Annotated in this window: 18 protein-coding genes and 1 other RNA gene; 2 read left to right on the top strand and 17 right to left on the bottom strand. The window is 41.4% G+C overall.

The annotated features are described in order from the left end of the window. Positions 1-10 precede the first annotated feature (10 nt). From BM195_RS00360 to cymR, 16 genes are all read right to left on the bottom strand, one after another. Entirely contained in the window at positions 11-691 is a 681-nt protein-coding gene (locus BM195_RS00360) for a YrrS family protein (protein ID WP_090231992.1), read from the bottom strand. 372 nt (positions 692-1063) lie between these two features. Beyond that, positions 1064-1540 carry a transcription elongation factor GreA gene (gene greA, locus BM195_RS00355; protein ID WP_090231989.1) on the bottom strand — a complete coding sequence of 159 codons (477 nt, stop codon included), beginning with the start codon at positions 1538-1540 and terminating at the stop codon, positions 1064-1066. 99 nt (positions 1541-1639) lie between these two features. After that, a complete protein-coding gene (gene udk / locus BM195_RS00350; RefSeq protein ID WP_090231987.1) occupies positions 1640-2284 on the bottom strand; it encodes a uridine kinase in 645 nt (214 codons plus the stop codon). A 19-nt stretch (positions 2285-2303) separates the two neighbouring features. Next, entirely contained in the window at positions 2304-2936 is a 633-nt protein-coding gene (locus BM195_RS00345; RefSeq protein WP_090233141.1) for an O-methyltransferase, read from the bottom strand. Between the two features lie 154 nt (positions 2937-3090). Beyond that, on the bottom strand, positions 3091-4209 hold the full coding sequence (mltG, locus tag BM195_RS00340) for an endolytic transglycosylase MltG (protein WP_090231985.1): 1119 nt from the start codon (positions 4207-4209) through the stop codon (positions 3091-3093). 259 nt (positions 4210-4468) lie between these two features. Next, the gene (locus BM195_RS00335; RefSeq protein WP_090231983.1) at positions 4469-4756 is read right to left on the bottom strand and encodes a DUF1292 domain-containing protein; all 288 of its coding nucleotides are present in this window, start codon (positions 4754-4756) and stop codon (positions 4469-4471) included. A gap of 14 nt (positions 4757-4770) precedes the next feature. Then, positions 4771-5187, bottom strand: a complete 417-nt coding sequence (ruvX, locus tag BM195_RS00330; protein WP_090231981.1) for a Holliday junction resolvase RuvX — start codon at positions 5185-5187, stop codon at positions 4771-4773. Then, entirely contained in the window at positions 5188-5457 is a 270-nt protein-coding gene (locus BM195_RS00325) for an IreB family regulatory phosphoprotein (protein ID WP_090231979.1), read from the bottom strand. Positions 5458-5601: 144 nt separating this feature from the next. Then, positions 5602-8244, bottom strand: coding sequence for an alanine--tRNA ligase (alaS, locus tag BM195_RS00320; protein ID WP_090231976.1), 2643 nt, complete (start codon positions 8242-8244; stop codon positions 5602-5604). Between the two features lie 447 nt (positions 8245-8691). Then, positions 8692-9759 carry an AI-2E family transporter gene (locus BM195_RS00315; RefSeq protein ID WP_090231974.1) on the bottom strand — a complete coding sequence of 356 codons (1068 nt, stop codon included), beginning with the start codon at positions 9757-9759 and terminating at the stop codon, positions 8692-8694. A 48-nt stretch (positions 9760-9807) separates the two neighbouring features. Continuing rightward, on the bottom strand, positions 9808-9999 hold the full coding sequence (locus tag BM195_RS00310) for a hypothetical protein (RefSeq protein WP_090231972.1): 192 nt from the start codon (positions 9997-9999) through the stop codon (positions 9808-9810). Positions 10000-10059: 60 nt separating this feature from the next. Beyond that, the gene (gene recD2, locus BM195_RS00305; protein WP_090231969.1) at positions 10060-12384 is read right to left on the bottom strand and encodes an SF1B family DNA helicase RecD2; all 2325 of its coding nucleotides are present in this window, start codon (positions 12382-12384) and stop codon (positions 10060-10062) included. An 18-nt stretch (positions 12385-12402) separates the two neighbouring features. Then, the gene (locus tag BM195_RS00300; RefSeq protein ID WP_090231967.1) at positions 12403-13071 is read right to left on the bottom strand and encodes a tetratricopeptide repeat protein; all 669 of its coding nucleotides are present in this window, start codon (positions 13069-13071) and stop codon (positions 12403-12405) included. A gap of 46 nt (positions 13072-13117) precedes the next feature. Beyond that, complete coding sequence (gene mnmA, locus BM195_RS00295; protein WP_090231965.1) at positions 13118-14227, bottom strand: tRNA 2-thiouridine(34) synthase MnmA; 1110 nt, start codon at positions 14225-14227, stop codon at positions 13118-13120. Positions 14228-14245: 18 nt separating this feature from the next. Beyond that, positions 14246-15388 carry a cysteine desulfurase family protein gene (locus BM195_RS00290; RefSeq protein ID WP_090231963.1) on the bottom strand — a complete coding sequence of 381 codons (1143 nt, stop codon included), beginning with the start codon at positions 15386-15388 and terminating at the stop codon, positions 14246-14248. Positions 15389-15630: 242 nt separating this feature from the next. Next, positions 15631-16050, bottom strand: a complete 420-nt coding sequence (cymR, locus tag BM195_RS00285; protein WP_090231961.1) for a cysteine metabolism transcriptional regulator CymR — start codon at positions 16048-16050, stop codon at positions 15631-15633. A gap of 298 nt (positions 16051-16348) precedes the next feature. Between cymR and BM195_RS00280 the strand changes: the two genes are divergently transcribed. Next, positions 16349-17635 carry a replication-associated recombination protein A gene (locus BM195_RS00280; RefSeq protein WP_090231959.1) on the top strand — a complete coding sequence of 429 codons (1287 nt, stop codon included), beginning with the start codon at positions 16349-16351 and terminating at the stop codon, positions 17633-17635. Between the two features lie 101 nt (positions 17636-17736). Beyond that, complete coding sequence (locus tag BM195_RS00275; RefSeq protein WP_090231957.1) at positions 17737-18384, top strand: RsfA family transcriptional regulator; 648 nt, start codon at positions 17737-17739, stop codon at positions 18382-18384. A gap of 122 nt (positions 18385-18506) precedes the next feature. Here BM195_RS00275 and ssrS read toward each other — a convergent pair. Then, positions 18507-18692: non-coding RNA, 6S RNA (ssrS, locus tag BM195_RS00270), on the bottom strand. Positions 18693-18707: the final 15 nt, after the last annotated feature.

Raw genomic sequence — 18707 nt, 5'->3', positions numbered from 1 at the left:
ATTGCTTTATTTATTCAAATCGCTCTTTTTGATCATTCTCTTTCAGTCTTTCCACTTTTGTCGGCTGCCAGCCTTCATTCGGAACCCATGTATTATAAACGCGATAAATCTCAGATTCATCCGCATTTGAAACGGTATTGATGACTTTTTGATCACCATTGCGTTCAATCCACCACATCGTGAAGTTAGCCTCATCAAGCCCGGTGGCGGATGCAACTGCTTTCCGCATCTCCTGTCTGTCTTGTGAGCCGTCATTGTAATTAATCGTGTGCGGTTCAGACTGCTCTGTCCCAACAGGCTGCCAATCACCGGTATAAGCCTCGATCACATTATCATCAGACGGTTCAACCTGTTCTGTAGTCACTTCCTCGCTGTTTTCCTCTTCTGAATCTGATTCATCTTCAGAGCCTGTCCCATTATTAGAATCGTTTGCTTCAGTGTCAGTATTATTTTCCGCAGAATCGTCCTGTTCTTCCGGTGTTGAATCGGAATCTGCCTCATCACCCTGTGATGACCCATCGGCAGTTTGTTCTGTCTGATTATCATCTGTTTTATCGGCTTCATCATCGCCGCCAAAAATAAGCATACCCAACAACACAATAATTAGAATGCTTGCCACCACAATCAATATCGATAGAAGTTTCGTGTTTTTTCTTCTTTTTTCAAACTTGTTAACACGTGAGGTTGGCACAGGTTAATCCCTCCTATATACGATCATCTATTATAGTATCATATTTTTTAAAGGATGTTATATGACAATTTACCGATTTTGGATTATATAAACCTTAGAAATACTCAAAGCTCCCATTTTCTATCACCCATGTAACGGCAGGAAGATATACGCTGTAAATGCCTGAACGCGGTATGGCCCGCTAAATTCGCCTCGTCCTCCATCCCACTGAGTGACGTTTTGGATTACATCGAATGCCAAAGTTTTTTCCTATGCATTAATTCCTGAAAGATTTTAATCTTCCTAAAATGCAAAAAGAAGCTATAAGTTCAACTATAGCTTCTCTGTGATTATTTGCATCCAAAATATACATTGTGAGTAAATTACGGTATGTTATTCAACTTTCTCAATTCTTACCAGAATATCCCCGCCTGGTGTTGATACAGAAACTTCGGAACCTACCTCTTGGCCGATCAGGCTTTTCGCCATAGGAGAGTCGTTCGAAATCTTTCCTTCAAATGGATCAGCTTCAGCGCTGCCAACAATTGTATAGGTCTCTTCATCTCCATCGGGAAGCTCTTTAAACGTCACAGAACTCCCTAATGAAACAATATCGGGATTTTCGGTATCATTTTCAATGATGACAGCATTGCGAATCATTTTTTCCACTTGGGATATACGTGTTTCAACAAATGCCTGTTCATCTTTGGCTGCATCATACTCGGAATTCTCGGAAAGATCGCCAAATCCGCGTGCAACCTTGATACGCTCCACTACTTCCTGTCTTTTTTCCGTTTTTAAGTATTGCAGTTCCTCTTCCAGTTTATCTTTCCCCTCTTCTGTCATGTAATAACTTTTCTCTGTAGCCATGAACTCATACACTCCTTTTATCCTCAGTACTGCCTGGACGAAATAACGTCATTAATACTAAAAACTACTATGGCAGATTTATTTTATATTTTCAATACTTTAGTATGATAATTTTTGTTGATTTGCCGATAAAATTTTTTCAATTTTTGTCGCCATGATATCAATGGCTACGTGATTTTGGCCGCCTTCCGGGATGATAATATCCGCATACCTTTTCGTTGGTTCTACAAACTGCAGATGCATTGGCCGGACATTATTTTCATATTGGTCAATGACAGAGTCCAATGTTCTGCCCCGCTCCTTAATATCCCTTAATAGTCTGCGAATAATACGGACATCCGCATCCGTATCAACAAATACTTTGATATCCATTAAGTCAACCAGTCGCTGATCTTCCAGGATCAATATACCCTCCAGGATGATCACTTCCTTAGGCTCAACTGTGATCACCTCATTTGATCTGGTATGCATTTTATAATCGTAAACAGGTTTCTCAACTGACTGATGATTCATCAAATCTTGGATATGACTGATTAATAAATCATTGTCAAAAGCCAATGGATGATCATAATTCGTATTCAATCTTTCTTCAAACGGTAAATGGCTTTGATCTTTATAATAGTAATCCTGTTCAATGACAAGAATTGTTTTGTCCTGGAAGCGCTGGCAGATGGAGCGTGTTACGGAGGTTTTTCCACTTCCACTACCGCCGGCAACACCAATAACAACTGGTTTTTCAGGCATGAACGATAGCTCCTTTCCATCATTGTTTTGTACTGATCGCAATTCCATCCCCAATAGGGACAATTGTTGTTGTAAAATCCGGATGATTCATAAGCCAGTCGTTATACGTGCGAATTTTCCCTGCAATTGTCTGATATCTTGGGTGCTGTTTCTTAGTGTCTGCCACATACCCTTTAAACAAAACATTATCGGATAATACGTATCCGCCTTCTGTCAAAAGCGGAGTGGATAGTTCAAAAAAGCGCTGGTACTTTCCTTTAGCGGCATCAATGAGTACCAAATCAAATGTGCTGTCTGTCATCATCTGAAGTTCTTCTAAAGCATCCCCATATATGACGTGAATGTGATCCTGTTTATTTGCATTTCTGATATTCCGGATTGCCTGATGATAACGCTGCTCATCTTTTTCAACCGTTATGATTTCTGCTTCCGGATTAGCCTGCAGCATCCTTAACGCTGAATATCCGATAGCTGTACCAATTTCTAAAATTCGGTCCGGTTTTGTCAATCGAATTAATTGCTTCACAAAGTTCATACCTAACGGGTCCATAATGGGAACATCATCTTCGGCAGCAGTCCGCTCTAGTTCATTAACCCAATTATCCTCGGCAGGCAATGACTGCATGAGGTAGTTTGTTAATATCTCATTCATTCGATCACTCTTTTCCATAACAGGCATGAGAAAATGGGCTTCCACAAATTCTTATAGTGAAGCCTTTGTTTTTCTTCGTAGTTCATCCTTATTTCAGCGTTATTAAAAAACGGAAAATGCGGAAATATCTTTATAGCCGCACTTTCACTTTTTCTTAATTTATATACTGATCTTTTAACTTATTATGTTCTTCATTTGTTTCCGAGTAGTGGATATTGCCTTCATCGTCATGCAAAAAGTATAAATAATCCGATTCTTCCGGATTAACCGCTGCTTCCAATGATGTTTGGGCAAAATTTGATATCGGACCAACAGGAAGTGAATGAACATGGTACGTATTATAAGGAGATTCCACTTCCAAATCCTCCGTTAATATTCTGTCTTTGTGTTCTTCAAGTGCATATAGTACTGTTGGATCAGTTTGCAGCGCCATTCCTTCCTCAATCCGGTTATAAAACACACCAGCAATCCTATACCGCTGTTTTTCAGAGCTAGCTTCATTTTCAACGATTGATGCCATCGTCAATGCTTCATGTACTGATAATTCTTTTGATTCAATTTCATCCATATAAGGTGTGACAACATCAGCCGTTTTTTCAAGCATTCGGTTAACCACAGTATCGACAGTTGGTTCCTCGTTATAAAAATGGTACGTAGACGCAAACAAATATCCTTCCAATGGTGTTCTGATTTCCGGGTTCAACAAATCATTCGTTAATATGGCTGGGTAAGTATTGATTAATGATTCAATATAATTCGGGTCATTTACCTTATTCAAAAATTCCTCTTTGCTGAATGGCAGTTCACTTGCATATATTTCTGCTATTTCATCAATGGTTTTTCCTTCAGGTATAGTAATGGTATATAAAGGATCTTCCATCACTCTTCCTTTTTGGAGCGCATCTGTTAATGCATCAATATTCATCGAAGGGGAAAAGGTATATTCACCCGCCTGAAAATCAGTTTCATTTTTAAATTTTGTATAGAAATGAAAGACAGTGCTATCTTTGATAATACCATTTTCTTCAAGAATGGATGCAATATCGGATGTAGAGGAACCCATTGGAATTTCAATGTTAATATCCTCATCACTGTCAGGGTCGACAGGCTGCAATGCGGATTTAATATACAAATAACCCGATATACTGCCTATAGTCAAAATTAGAACCAGTGAAATGATAATCACTGCAGCAATTTTCCGGACCATTTTCGCATCCTCACTGCGCTTGAACAGGTTATTCTTATAACTGCCTGAGGTTTTCTTTTTGGACATTCGACTCCCCCCTTCACCCGATATATTATACTAAAAAACATGATAAGAATCTATCATGAAACTATTTACAGTGAATCTTCAGTCAGTCGCCAGTCTTGTCCACTGTTCATAAACATATCTGACATTTACGACGCGCAGGACGTAACTTCAGCCTGCCTGCAGTTGATCCCAGCTTAAAAAGGGAACTGGCCGTTACATGCGAGATAAAAGAAAAGCTGATACCCATCAAGATACCAGCTCATTACAACCGATTCTATCTTCATTCGTTGTTTTCTTCATCAATCAGTGTATGAAGCATTTCTTCAACCATTTCCCATTCTTCATCAGAATCGATCGGAAATAGGGAAAGGTCATCGTCATTCTTTTCCTGTTCTTCATATCGGAATGCGTAGACCTCAACTTCTTCGTCTTCTTGTTGTTCAGCCGGTACAACAGCTAAATAGGAATGACCGGTCTGATCAACATCAAACGTGAACAATACTTCAAAAAGATGTTCTTCTCCACTTTCATCAGGTATAATAATTCGCTCATTTTCTTCCAGTGCCATGACTACACTCCTTTTTATGTTTTTTGATCCAGATAACTTTGCAAAATCATGACCGCTGCCATTTTATCAATAACCTTTTTTCGCTTTTTTCTGCTCATATCTGCCTCAAGTAAAACGCGCTCAGCTGCTGCGGTCGTTAAACGTTCATCCCAAAGCACTGCCGGTATTTTATGAATTGCCTCAACATGTGCTGCATATACCTTAGATGCTTCTCCACGTTCGCCGATTGTTCCATTCATATGCTTCGGCAATCCAATAACAGCTTTCCCAATAGCATGTTCTTCTATAATTTGTTTTAAATGTTCATCAGCGGAATAAATATTCTCTTCATGCCAATTGATTGTTGTAAGACCTTGTGCAGTCAAGCCCAGCGCATCACTCACAGCAATGCCGATTGTTTTAGAACCAACATCCAATCCAATTACTTTCATTTAACTATCCTTCTGATGTTCCTCGAGGTAAAACTTCACAACTTCTTCAATGACCTCGTCCCGTTCAACTTTACGAATCAAATTCCGTGCATCGTTATATCTTGGGATATACGCAGGGTCACCTGACAGTAAATAACCGACAATCTGATTAATCGGATTGTAGCCCTTTTCTTTAAGAGCGCCGTGGACTGTCAGCAAGATCTCTTTTATATCATGATCAAAAGGTTCTTCCGAAAAATTAAATTTCATTGTTTTATCAATAGAGCTCATCGTGACACCTCATTCCACATGTTTTAGAGGATGTTCAAAAAGTCCGGTAAACTCCTTTTTGAACACGCACTTTTACTTTATTTTCTATTCTAACATGTTTGTCGTTCATATTATATCTTTTTTAACAGATAGAATACAGGTTGTTTATTCTTTTAAATAATTTGTAACATATTGACGCACCATGTTAAGTGCTTCATTTATTTTTTCCGGGTTTTTACCGCCTGCCTGTGCCATATCCGGACGGCCGCCACCACCGCCGCCGCATATTTCAGCAGCTTGTTTAATCAAATTGCCTGCGTGCAGACCTTTATCTGTCAAATCTTTTGTTACACCCGCAGCTAATTGCACTTTTTGGTCATTCGCTGCTGCGAGCAGCATAACACCTGAATCGAGTTTTTGCTTCAAATTATCCACCATGTTCCGGAGCTGATCCATGTCTTTTGCACTGACCTGTTGAGCCAGTACTGTAATGCCATGAACTGTCTCACTGTTTTCGATGATAGAAGATGCTTCCTGATTGGACAGTTTGGCATTTAACGATTCATTTGCTTTTTCCAATGATTTAATTTCCTCATATAAACCCTCGACACGTTCAGCCACATGAACATCAGTCGTTTTCAGTAAATTGGCTGTTGTCTGCAATATATCCAGTTTCTCGTTGACATACCAGTATGCCTGTTTGCTTGATACAGCTTCAATTCGTCTCGTACCAGCGCCTATACCGGTTTCCGAGATGATTTTGAATAATCCGATTTCGTCTGTGTTCCGGACGTGACATCCGCCGCACAGCTCAATGCTGTAATCCCCGATCTGAACAACTCTGACAATGTCACCATATTTTTCCCCAAATAAAGCCATTGCACCCATTTTTTTAGCATCTTCCAGTTTTTTATGATCGATTGCAACAGGCAGTGAACCCCATATCTTTTCATTGACTTTTTGCTCAATCTGGTTCAACTCTTCCTGATTCACTGAATTGAAATGGGAAAAATCAAACCGTAATCGATCCGGCGTTACAAGTGAACCTGCCTGATTGACGTGGTCGCCGAGCACATCTTTCAACGCTTGGTGCAGCAAGTGTGTCGCTGTATGATTTTTCACAATTGCGTTTCGAAAAGCTCCTTCCACAGCTGCTTTTACATTTTCCCCGGTACGGAAGGTTCCTTCTTTCACTCGGATTCTCTGAACGTTTTGTCCTTTTGGAGCCTGTTGGACATCCTCAACATATGCAGAAGCATTATCAGTATAGATCCAGCCATTGTCAGCAATCTGTCCGCCGCTTTCGGCATAAAATGGTGTTTCTTTCAGGAACACAAGTACATCATCACCTGCTGTGGCAGTATCGGCAAATTCTTTCCCATTCACAATCACTTCAATGGTTGTATCTGTTTCCAGCTGATCATAGCCGACAAATCTGCTGTCTGCTTCCACCTCACTTAGCACGCCATCCTGAACTTGCATTGAGTCTACTTTTTGCCGGGCACTTCTCGCTCGTTCACGCTGCTTTTCCATCTCGTGTTCAAAGCCCTGTTCGTCAATGGCGAATCCGTATTCAGCAACATATTCCTCTGTAAGTTCTTTTGGAAATCCATACGTATCATAAAGTCTGAACACTTCTTCACCGGGAAAAACATCACTTCCTGATTGTTTTTCCTTTTCGATAATAGTACTCAGTATTTCCAGACCATCGTTCAGGGTTTCGTGGAATCGCTCTTCCTCCACTTTAATCACGTTTTCGATATATTTATGCTGTTTGAGTACTTCCGGATAGAAATCATTCATTATCTCGCCAACCGTCGGAACAAGTTTATACATAAATGGTTGGTTTATGCCGATATGTTTGGCAAAGCGGACAGCTCTGCGCAGTAATCTGCGTAATACATAGCCTCTTCCTTCATTCGATGGAAGCGCTTTGTCACTGACAGCAAACGTCACGGTACGGATATGGTCGGCAATAACTTTAAATGCTGTGTTATCTGCTGTATTTTCCCCATATGTTTTACCGGATATTGATTGTGTTTTGCGGATGAGCGGCATAAACAGATCTGTTTCAAAGTTTGTCGGCACATCCTGAATGACTGACACCATTCGTTCAAGACCCATACCCGTATCAATATTTTTCTTTGGAAGCGGGGTATACGTGTCGTCAGGATTATGATTGAACTGCGAGAAGACCAGATTCCATATTTCCAGATACCGTTCGTTTTCACCGCCTGGATACAGCTCAGGATCAGTTGGGTCATTTCCATAACTCTCACCGCGATCATAAAAAATTTCTGTATTTGGTCCACTTGGTCCTTCGCCGATATCCCAGAAGTTCTCTTCAAGCCGTATGATCCGCTCTTTCGGAATTTGAATATTATTGAGCCATATCTCGTATGCTTCATCATCCTCGGGGTGAACGGTTACAGACAGCAGTTCTGGATCAAATCCAATCCACTGTTCATGTGTTAAAAATTCCCAGGCATACTCGATGGCTTCTTTTTTAAAATAGTCACCAATTGAGAAGTTGCCTAGCATTTCAAAAAATGTATGGTGTCTTGCCGTAAAACCTACATTTTCAATATCGTTTGTCCGAATTGATTTCTGTACATTAACAAGACGCGGGTTTTCCGGGATAACCCGTCCATCAAAGTATTTCTTCAGCGTCGCAACACCGCTGTTGATCCACAACAAGGTCGGATCTTCATGGGGCACCAGTGAAGCACTCGGTTCCACCTGATGTCCTTTTTCTTTAAAAAAGTCCAAAAACATTTGCCGTACTTGTGCTGATGTTAACTGTTTCATGATTTGACCTCCAACATTTTTTCATTAAAAAAATCCCCTCTCTATATTTGCTTTAGAGACGAGACTGTTTCGCGGTACCACCCTAATTATGAATGAAAAACGTCATTCATCACTCAGCATGATAACGGTATTAAACCGACGGGGATTAGCCGTACTCAGGTTTAGCTTTCCATGACTCAACATTCGGGATCCCTTCCAGCCTGCGGAAATCCCTCTCTATTAAAGGCTGTTCAAAAAGTCACCAAATGATCAGCAGCACATCTCCCTGCCAGCAATAGAGAACTTCTGCTAAAGCCGTTTACCACAGAACACGGCAAAATCAGGAGAGGTTCTAATCCGTCAGCTTTTTGAACACATACGCTTTTGAATGGAGGCACATGTACTCAGAACCCTCAACGCTTTGATACGATTGATTTGGTGATAGTATAGACAACTAATCTGAAAATGTCAATTATAATTTCTGATTGATATGATATGTGACATGACAACTTTTATAATAACCAGAACCGGAACAGCTAGGATCATTCCAACTACACCGGTTATTTTACCGCCCAGCAGCAAGGCAAAAATAATTGCAACAGGATGGATTTTAATACTCTTGCCGACAATATAAGGTGACAAGAAATTCCCTTCAATCACCTGAATGATAAAAATACTCAATAATACCATCAAAACCAGTTTTCCCGAAACCGTTGCAGTAATCGCTACAGCAGGAGCCGCTCCAATAATCGGACCGAAATATGGGATAATATTTGTCAGTCCGATAATGATTGCGAGCAATAAAGCATAGGGAATTTCTAAAAAATGAAACATGGCAAATGCTGCCAGACCGACAAACAGGCAGACAATAAACTGCCCTCGTATGTAATTTCCCAGACCTTCATCAATCGCTCGGCATAGCGCACCAGTTTGATGATGATATTTTTCCGGAATCCATTTTTTGATATATTGTTTAATTGAATCAAAGTCTTTCAAAAAATAGAAAACCAAAACCGGTATAACTGTAATTACAACAATCATATCGAAAATTTTCGTAAAGCCTCTGACCAAGCCTGCCAGTAAATCTTCCATGTATGTCTCTGCATCGGATATCAGCTCATCCATCTTATCATGGACAGTTTCCGGCAAAAAAGATGTATATTCGTAAAGACTGTAAATAAAGTCACGGTACATCTCAATCAGGTGCGGCAATTGATCCTGCAAATCACTCAGCTGATGAATGACGATCGGATAGACGCGGTAGCCCAGATAACCGATTCCGCCAAAAAAAAGCAAGTAAATGAACAACACAGCCAGACTTTTTGGTATATTGTTTCGATGCATTTTTTCGATAACCGGATATAATAAATATGCGATGAGTGCGGCAATCAGAAATGGAAGCAGCAGGTGCCAGAGAAATGACATCACAGCACCATATACAGGGAAAAGTTTTACAAGTAAGTAGATAAATAAAAAAACAAAAATTCCCGTTATAATCCAAAAAAGAAAATTCAATGGTTTATTGTCCTGGAACACGCCCTGCACCTCCAGAAAATAAGGTAAGGTCAATTGCTTTATAAAGCATTACCATTGAATTTTCCGTTCATCTTCAGTAAATAAATCATCCAGTGAACTTAAAGACCCATCCGATTCAACCTGGTGAATCTCTAGTTTATCATGAAATACGGACAGCTCGATAAAACAGTTCCAGCAGTAAAATTGCTGGGCACCGATTTTTCCTATATCCTTTCCATTACAATTCGGGCAAACCAACATCTTAAAAGCTCCTTTTTATTTTGTTAGCTTTGCCCGAAATCAAAAAAATATACATACTGTTCACATAAAATCGTACGGTGTGATTTCATCCTCTTCTGCAGCAGACAGTTTCTTTTCATGATGATCGTGCAATCGTTCGCGGAGCTGTTTTTTAAGAGAGCTATAGCGTCTGTTTGAATCAAATGTTTGGATACCACGTAAAAAAGCGTTCTGATCCCCGCAAATAATCAGTGACTTTTTGCTTCTGGTTATCGCTGTATAAAGCAAATTTTTCTTCAGCATTCGATGATAAGCGGAAACTACCGGCATAATAACAATCGGAAACTCACTGCCTTGTGATTTGTGGATGGATATGCAATAAGCGTGCATCATATTTACATAATCTTTCCGTTCGTAAACGACCTCCTTGCCGTCAAAATCAACGACCAGCTGCTCAATGTGATCGACATTCTCATCTTCCTCAAAAATAGCGGCCACTTCACCTATATCTCCATTATAAATCCCATCTTCCGGCTGGTTGACAAGCTGCAATACTTTATCACCGACCCGAAAAACGGCATCTTTTGTTTTGACTTCCCGTTTTGATAGTGACGACGGGTTTACAAGTGTCTGCAAATATTGATTCATCATTGTAATTCCTGCCTGGGAGCGATATATTGGAGCTAAAACCTGGATATCCTTTGGATCAATCCCTTTCGCTGCAGCCCGGCTAAAAACAGCAGTCACAACGTCAATCAGCTGCTGTGTGCTGCATGCAATAAAACTGAAATCCTGATCATTTTGCAAAGCACTTTGATCACACATATCCTGTTTGATTAAATGGGCCAGTTCGATTATTTTCGATCCCTCTTTTTGCCGGTATACGTCATGAAGACTTACATACGGTATCTGCCCGCTCCCTAGCAAATCAGCCAGTACCTGACCAGGTCCGACCGACGGAAGCTGATCCTCATCACCTACCAGCAGCACTTGCATGTCATCTGGAATCGCTTTGAACAGGCTGTTGGCAAGCCAAATATCAACCATGGAAAACTCATCAACTATTAAGTATTTGCCTGCCAGGGGTTCATGTTCATTTTTCTCAAAGCCGTTTTGCCCATCCCAGCCCAATAGACGATGAATGGTTACCGCCGGAAGACCGGTTGATTCCGTTAGTCGTTTAGCGGCCCTACCAGTTGGCGCTGTTAAAATAAACGGATAATCTGTTGCATCGTCGTATGCATCCGGATCAGTTGAAATGCCATGAATGTCTGCATATGCATTCAAAATTCCTTTAATGACGGTTGTTTTTCCGGTGCCAGGACCACCCGTTACGATCATCAGTTTAGCGCTTAACGCTTGCTGGATTGCCTCAAATTGCTCCTTGCCGTAGCTGAGTACTTCCTGCTCTTCAATATCCCCAATAATTTTCATTAATTCTGCTAAAGGGGTATCATGTTCAACAGGTTTGGTGATAAGGCGTTTAACGTTGGAAGCGAATCCGTCTTCAGCATAATAAAGAGACGGCAAGTATACATTCCCGTCTTGCATGATGACTTCCTTCTCCTGATTAAGCTCCTCCAAACGGTCAGTTACCATTTGGTGTGTGAGCGGCTGCTCCGGGTTGACAAGTAAATCGATAACCTGACCTGTACAGTCATCGATAGGCAAATAAACATGACCGTCCTGTATATTTTTCTGCAGTACATAAACACATCCTGCTCCTATCCGGCTAGGGTGTGTCCATGACAGACCATTCCCACGTGCAATCTGATCGGCCGTCTGAAAACCAAATCCTTCAATATCAAACACATATTGATAGGGGTCTTCCTGCAGCACATTAATCGCTTCATCCTTATATTGCTTGTATATTTTTTGCGCCATCTTCAAACCAATCCCATATTTGGACAAATAGACAGCAATATGCTCGAATCCCTGGTTTTCTTTTAACGTTTTAGCAAGAAGATCCGCCTTATCCTTCTTTAAACCTGGAACATTTGCTAGCGCATCCGAATCATTCAAAATTTTGGAAATGGCATTTTCGCCTAAGGATCCGACAATCTTCTCAGCTGTCTTTTTCCCGATTCCGCGAAACAAATCACTGGAAAGATAGGCAATCAACCCATCCTTGGTATCCGGAATAAATGTCTGATAGGAAGTTACTTTGTATTGCAGCCCAAATTTAGAGTGCCGCTCAAACTGACCATAAAAATAATAAGAAGCTTCCTCCTGAAGATCAGAAAAATATCCCTTCACCACAATTTCTTTTTCTTGATAATCCTCATTCGTGCCATGGATTTTTATTTTGGCAATGGAGAAATTTTCCTGCTCATTATGAAAAATGGTATAGAGCAATTCTCCTCTGATATACCCATGCTCCTGATGAGACTGTTTATCCGTTGCCATGCGAATAACCTCGCTATCTTACATATCAGTATTATTCCATACTTCCATGATTTGTTTTTTAGCATTAGCTGCCAGCATATGCTCCGGCTGAATCTCCAGGGCCTGGTTGAAATGATCCAGGGCTGTGGAAAGATCTTCTTCATATAAGGCAATGACACCCAAATTATAATGGGCATCACTATGATTATCATCCTGCTCAAGAACTTGCTGAAATAACGGCTTCGCATCGTTAATATGTTCACTTTGAGCCAGTGACAGTCCGTATTGAAACAAATAATCTGTATCATCAGGTTTAAGTTCAGCTGCACGCATCAGGTATGGCAATGCCAGTCTATATTTCTCCTGATGAAAGAAAGACATCCCGAGCAGATAGTATGCATCAGCCTCTTCCAGTCCGATCTCAATCGCTTTTAATAAGTTTTCTTGTGCTTTCTTATAATTCTGTTTTTCATAGTGCATGTTCCCCAGCCCGTAATAGGCCGTTGCTGCATTATGATCCAGTTCAATCGCTCTTTCATAAAAGCGTTCCGCGCGTTCCGCATCATTAACATGCAGCAATAAATTCCCGAAGTTAATATAGCCTATCGGGTCCTGAGGGTTTGCTTCGATCATTTCATTAAATAGACTTGCTGCTTCTTCATATTTCTGCTCTTTCATCAACTGTATCGCCTGCTGATTTTTATCCATTGTTTCACCTCGTCAAGTCGTAAAAGTGGCATGCGAAAATTCCCGGTCATCCGACATAGTCAAGATGGTTTTCATCTTTTATGACTTCATCGATCGTTCCGCCGCCCAGGCAGACATCACCATCATAAAATACGACAGCTTGACCAGGTGTGATTGCCCGCTGCGCTTCGTGAAATGCAACATGTATGTTGCCATCTTCCATTCTGGTAACAGTAACGTCGCTGTCCGGCTGACGATACCTGAATTTGGCTGTACATGAAAACGATTGGGGAGGCGTATGATTAATCCAGTTAACATCGGAGGCGATCAGGGCATCGGAATACAGTTTGTCATTGTGAAAACCTTGTCCCACGTATAACACATTTTCATCAAGATTTTTTCCAACAACAAACCATGGTTCACCTGATCCGCCGATGCCCAGTCCCTGGCGCTGGCCGATCGTATAATACATAAGCCCTTCATGCCGGCCTTTTTCAACACCATCCAATGTTTTCATAAGTCCAGGCTGTGCAGGCAAATATTCGCTTATAAATTCCTTGAAATTCCGTTCACCGATGAAGCAAATACCGGTACTGTCCTTTTTGGCTGCAGTAACCAGATCGTGCTCTTTTGCCATTTCTCTTACTTCCTGTTTCGTCATATGTCCTAAAGGAAACATCACTTTCTCCAGCACGTCACCGGTCAATTGATTTAAAAAGTACGTCTGGTCTTTGTTGTCATCCACCGCGCGCAGCATTTCATATTTTCCATTGTTTTCTCTCACTTGTGCATAGTGTCCTGTAGCCAGATAATCTGCACCAAGTGACAGAGCGTGCTCCAGGAATGCTTTGAACTTGATTTCTTTATTGCACATAACATCCGGATTCGGCGTCCTGCCTGCTTGATATTCATCAAGAAAATACGTAAAAACTTTATCCCAGTATTGTTTTTCAAAATTGACGGCAAAATAAGGGATATCCAGCTGATTGCATACGCGAACAACATCATCGTAATCTTCTGTGGCGGTGCAAACGCCGTTTTCATCCGTATCATCCCAATTTTTCATGAAAATACCGACGACATCGTAGCCCTGTTCTTTCAGGAGCAATGCTGCTACAGATGAATCAACACCGCCGCTCATGCCGACAACGACTCGTGTATCTTGTTTGTCTTTCATGTTTTTCACCACCTCTGTTTATTCTGTTAAACGTTTGACGATTTTGGCCACACGATTGGCCGCTTCCATTACATTTTCCTCTGTATTGAACGAACCAAAACTGAACCGGATCGAATTGGTTGTCCGTTCATCATTTTCCCCATACATGGCTGCCAGCACATGAGACGGTTCAACTGATCCGGCTGTACATGCACTTCCGCTTGAGGCAGCTATTCCTTCCAGATCGAAATTTGTCAGGAGCGATTCAACGTTTGTGCCCGGAAAACTGATATTGACAATCGAAGCAACGGTATGATCCAATACTCCGTTCACATCATATGTTACCCCATTGTGAGACAACCGTTTCATAAACTGTTCTTTAAAATTCTCGTACATCTGCTTTTTTTCTGCTTTTAGTTCCATCGCTAATTCGACAGCAGCCTGGAATCCGACAACCCCGGCAACATTTTCCGTGCCCGGCCGGCGTTTTCGTTCCTGTTCGCCTCCAAATTGCAGTGCATTCATTTTTATATGACTGGCACCATATAAAAATGCAATCCCTTTTGGTCCGTTTATTTTATGGGAAGAGGCCGTCAGCAGGTCAATTCCGGCTTTCTTGACATCAATGTCCATTAAGCCGAAAGCCTGTACAGCGTCTGTATGAAAATACGCCTGATGATCTTTTAACACGTGTCCAATTGACTCAATCGGCTGGATTACGCCTGTCTCATTATTGACATACATCACCGAAACTAGAATGGTTTCCTCTGTCAATGCTTCCTTTAACTCATCAACATTTACGCTGCCTGTTTCATCCACTGACAAATAAGTGACATCAAATCCCTGCTGTTCCAGATATTCTGCTGTATGCAGTGCAGCGTGATGTTCCTGGACCGTCGTAATAATATGATTCCCTTTGTCCCGGTTGGCAAAGGCTGTACCAATCATCGCCAGATTGTCCGCTTCTGTTCCTCCGCTCGTGAAGACAATCTCCTTTTCATCTGCTTGAATGCTTTTGGCCATTGTCCGTCGAGCACCATCGAGGTATTGTCTTGCTTTCCGTCCAAATGCATGAACACTTGACGGATTGCCGAAAACATTTGTCATGATCGGATTCATCGCCTCAACTACCCTTGGATCCATCGGTGTTGTGGCTGCATGATCCAGATAAATACGTTCCATGTTGATGACCCCTTTTCCTGCTCATGATCTAATTAAATATAAGCTTTTTCTTATAGATTGTTGTTATATAGTCCGCAGCCCGAATACACTTCAGTTTCCCAGAGTGACTCGTGAGCGCTCGCACCTCACTCCCGGGTCTCACATTGGACTGTTCCGACAGGAGGATCCATGTATTCGGGCTGCTCGGAGCACTGAAACAATTGTTCACTTTATTCAAAAGTAATAATGTCTTAGAAAACAGCCTAAATATAAAACATATATGCATCCTGCTGATGATCATTTTCGTGCCGCTTCAAGTCGTCCAACGTTGTCGTATCCAGCACTTCTTTAACAGCGTCTCTGATTCGTATCCACAGTGCCTGTTTTGCCGGTTCCTCATCCTCTATTCCTTCGACAGGGGAAATCGGCCCCTCAAGCACGCGAATAATATCGCCTGCCTTTATGTCACGCGGATCTTTAGCCAGTACATAACCGCCATAAGCTCCTCGCACACTTTTGATCAGTCCCGCATTTCGTAATGGGGAAGCCAGCTGTTCCAGATAATGTTCAGAGAGATCTTTTTCACGTGCAATCGTCTTCAGCGATGTTGGTCCATTGCCATGCTTCCTAGCCAATTCAAGCATAATGGTCAAACCGTATCGTCCTTTTGTAGAAATCTTCATTTATAACACCTCGTGATATCTAAAACGTACACCATTCTTTATCCCGGTGCAACCGTCCGTAACACTCCCATTTCTAAAAAATAAGTGAAACAAATGTGTATAAGTGGAAGTAACAGACGCTAGCACCCCGATTCTGTTCAACTAACCATCAGTGGGAAAGAGCACCTCACTGATGGAAGTTTCACTTTATAACAATACAAAATATTATAGCACGAATGACCTGTTTCTTGCATTTTAACACAATCAGAATTACGCTTTTACATATACAGCTTATTATTTTATACAAAGGACGATTAAAATGAAACAACAACCACTTGCTTTTCGCATGCGGCCTGGCCACATAAACGATATTATCGGTCAGGAACACCTGGTCAGCGAAGGGAAAATCATAAACCGTATGATTCAGGCTGAACGACTGTCACCAATGATTCTTTTCGGACCGCCCGGAACCGGAAAAACATCGATGGCATATGCTCTTGCTAAAAGCCTGGATATCCCGGTAAAAATGCTTAATGCTGTTACCGACAAGAAAAAAGATATGGAGATTGTAGTCGAAGAAGCAAAAATGAGCGGACAAGTTGTATTGGTGCTTGATGAAGTGCACAGACTTGACAAAGCAAAACAGGATTTCCTGCTTCCGCATATCGAGCGTAATCTCCTGACGCTGATTGGCTGTACAACAAGTAACCCTTACCATTCTATTAACCCTGCCATCCGCAGCAGATGCCATTTATTTGAGCTGCATCCATTAACGATGGAACACATTAAAACAGCAATCAAGAGGACATTAACAGATAATGTGAATGGCTTAGGTTCTGAGCCTGTTGAATTAATGGAAGAAGCATTGGAACATTTAGCATTTGCTGCAAACGGAGATATGCGGTCAGCCTTAAACGGACTTGAACTTGCTGTATCTTCAACACCGCAAAATGACGAGGGAAAAATTATTATTTCACTTGATGTCGCCGAGGAATGCATGCAGAAAAAAAGTTTTTCTCATGATAAAGATGGTGATGCCCATTATGACGTTTTATCCGGATTTCAAAAATCAATACGGGGAAGTGATGTCAATGCGGCATTACACTACCTCAGCCGACTGATTGAAGCTGGTGATCTAGACAGTATCGCCCGCCGCATGATCGTTTGTGCCTATGAGGATATCGGGCTTGCCAATCCACAGGCGGGGCCACGTGCAGTGTCCGCCGTTCAGGCTGCAGAACGCCTCGGTTTCCCCGAAGCGCGCATACCACTGGCAGTAACAGTCGTGGAACTTTCCCTGTCTCCTAAATCCAACACGGCTTATAAGGCACTTGATCAGGCACTTGATGACATTCGCAATGGAAAAAGCGGTGATGTTCCGGCACACTTGAAAGACAGCCATTACCAGGGAGCACACAAAATGGGACGGGGAGTTAATTACAAATATCCCCACAACTATGAAAACGGCTGGGTTGATCAGCAATATTTGCCCGATACCATTAAAAATAAAGACTACTATAAGCCTAAAAACAGCGGCAAATTTGAACAGCAATTAAAACAGGTGCACGAAAAAATCCAGTCAGAAAAAAATAATACTAGATTTTAGAGGTATAATTCCTTTTTCAAGCGGTCAAACTAAACAATAAAGACTAAAATCTATGACAGAAATAATGATGATTACCGTTATTGAAAAAGGAGTTGAACAAAATGACTAAAGTAAGACAAGATGCTTGGTCACACGAAGATGATCTGCTGCTGGCGGAAACTGTATTACGCCATATCAGAGAAGGAAGTACACAATTACACGCGTTTGAGGAAGTAGGCGATAAGTTAAATCGTACTTCAGCTGCCTGCGGTTTCCGGTGGAATGCCGAGGTTCGAAATAAATATAATGATGCAATAGAACTTGCAAAACGGCAACGAAAAGAGAAAAAACGTGCTGCCGCGAAAAACGCCAAACAACCTGTTGTCACGGTAGCACAAACGAAACAGGCGGAGTCGGCAGAAGCAGAAAATGTGCCGGAACAGCAAACCTTAACAATGGATTCTGTTATTCAATTTTTAAAACAATTAAAAAAAGACTATCAGGCTTCCAATCAATCAAGACAATCACTGGAGCAAATGAAACAAGAGAATGAAAAATTAAGGGAACAGGTAAGTGAACTGGAAAGTAAATTGACCCGTACGACAAAACAACTTGAAACCGTACAGGAAGACTATCAAGTATTCATGCAAATCATGGATAGAGCCCGGAAAATGACAGTATTTGAAGATCAGGATTCTTTACAGGCACCATCGTTCCGGATGGATAAAAACGGAAATCTCCAGCAAGTTGCAGATGGAACCAATCAATAGGAACACCCGTCTTCAAATGGGACAACCTCTCCCATTGATAAAGTTAAAAGGAATCGGCTAATGGCCGATTCCTTTTTTTCTGAATGATAGCTTCCGACTTTCTGCATCTGTCTTATGTATCTATCAATCCCAATTGTGCCGTCTGCTTTCCAGTTTTGATCCCGCTCCTGGCAGGTGGGTGCCCTGTTCCATATTTATTATGCTTCCCCGACCAAGGGGCATGCACGCAATATGAAAACCTATGCAGGCTCCCGTTTATATAAGTGTTCGGTCAAAACGAATGTATCAGACGTACACATCAGGATTGAACGCTTTTTTAACCT

The sequence above is a fragment of the Lentibacillus halodurans genome (assembly GCF_900112045.1).
In the GTDB taxonomy this organism is placed as follows: Bacteria; Bacillota; Bacilli; order Bacillales; family Amphibacillaceae; genus Lentibacillus; species Lentibacillus halodurans.
The sequence above is the reverse complement of the archived record's forward strand: the minus strand, read 5'-3'. Positions and strand labels throughout refer to the sequence as shown.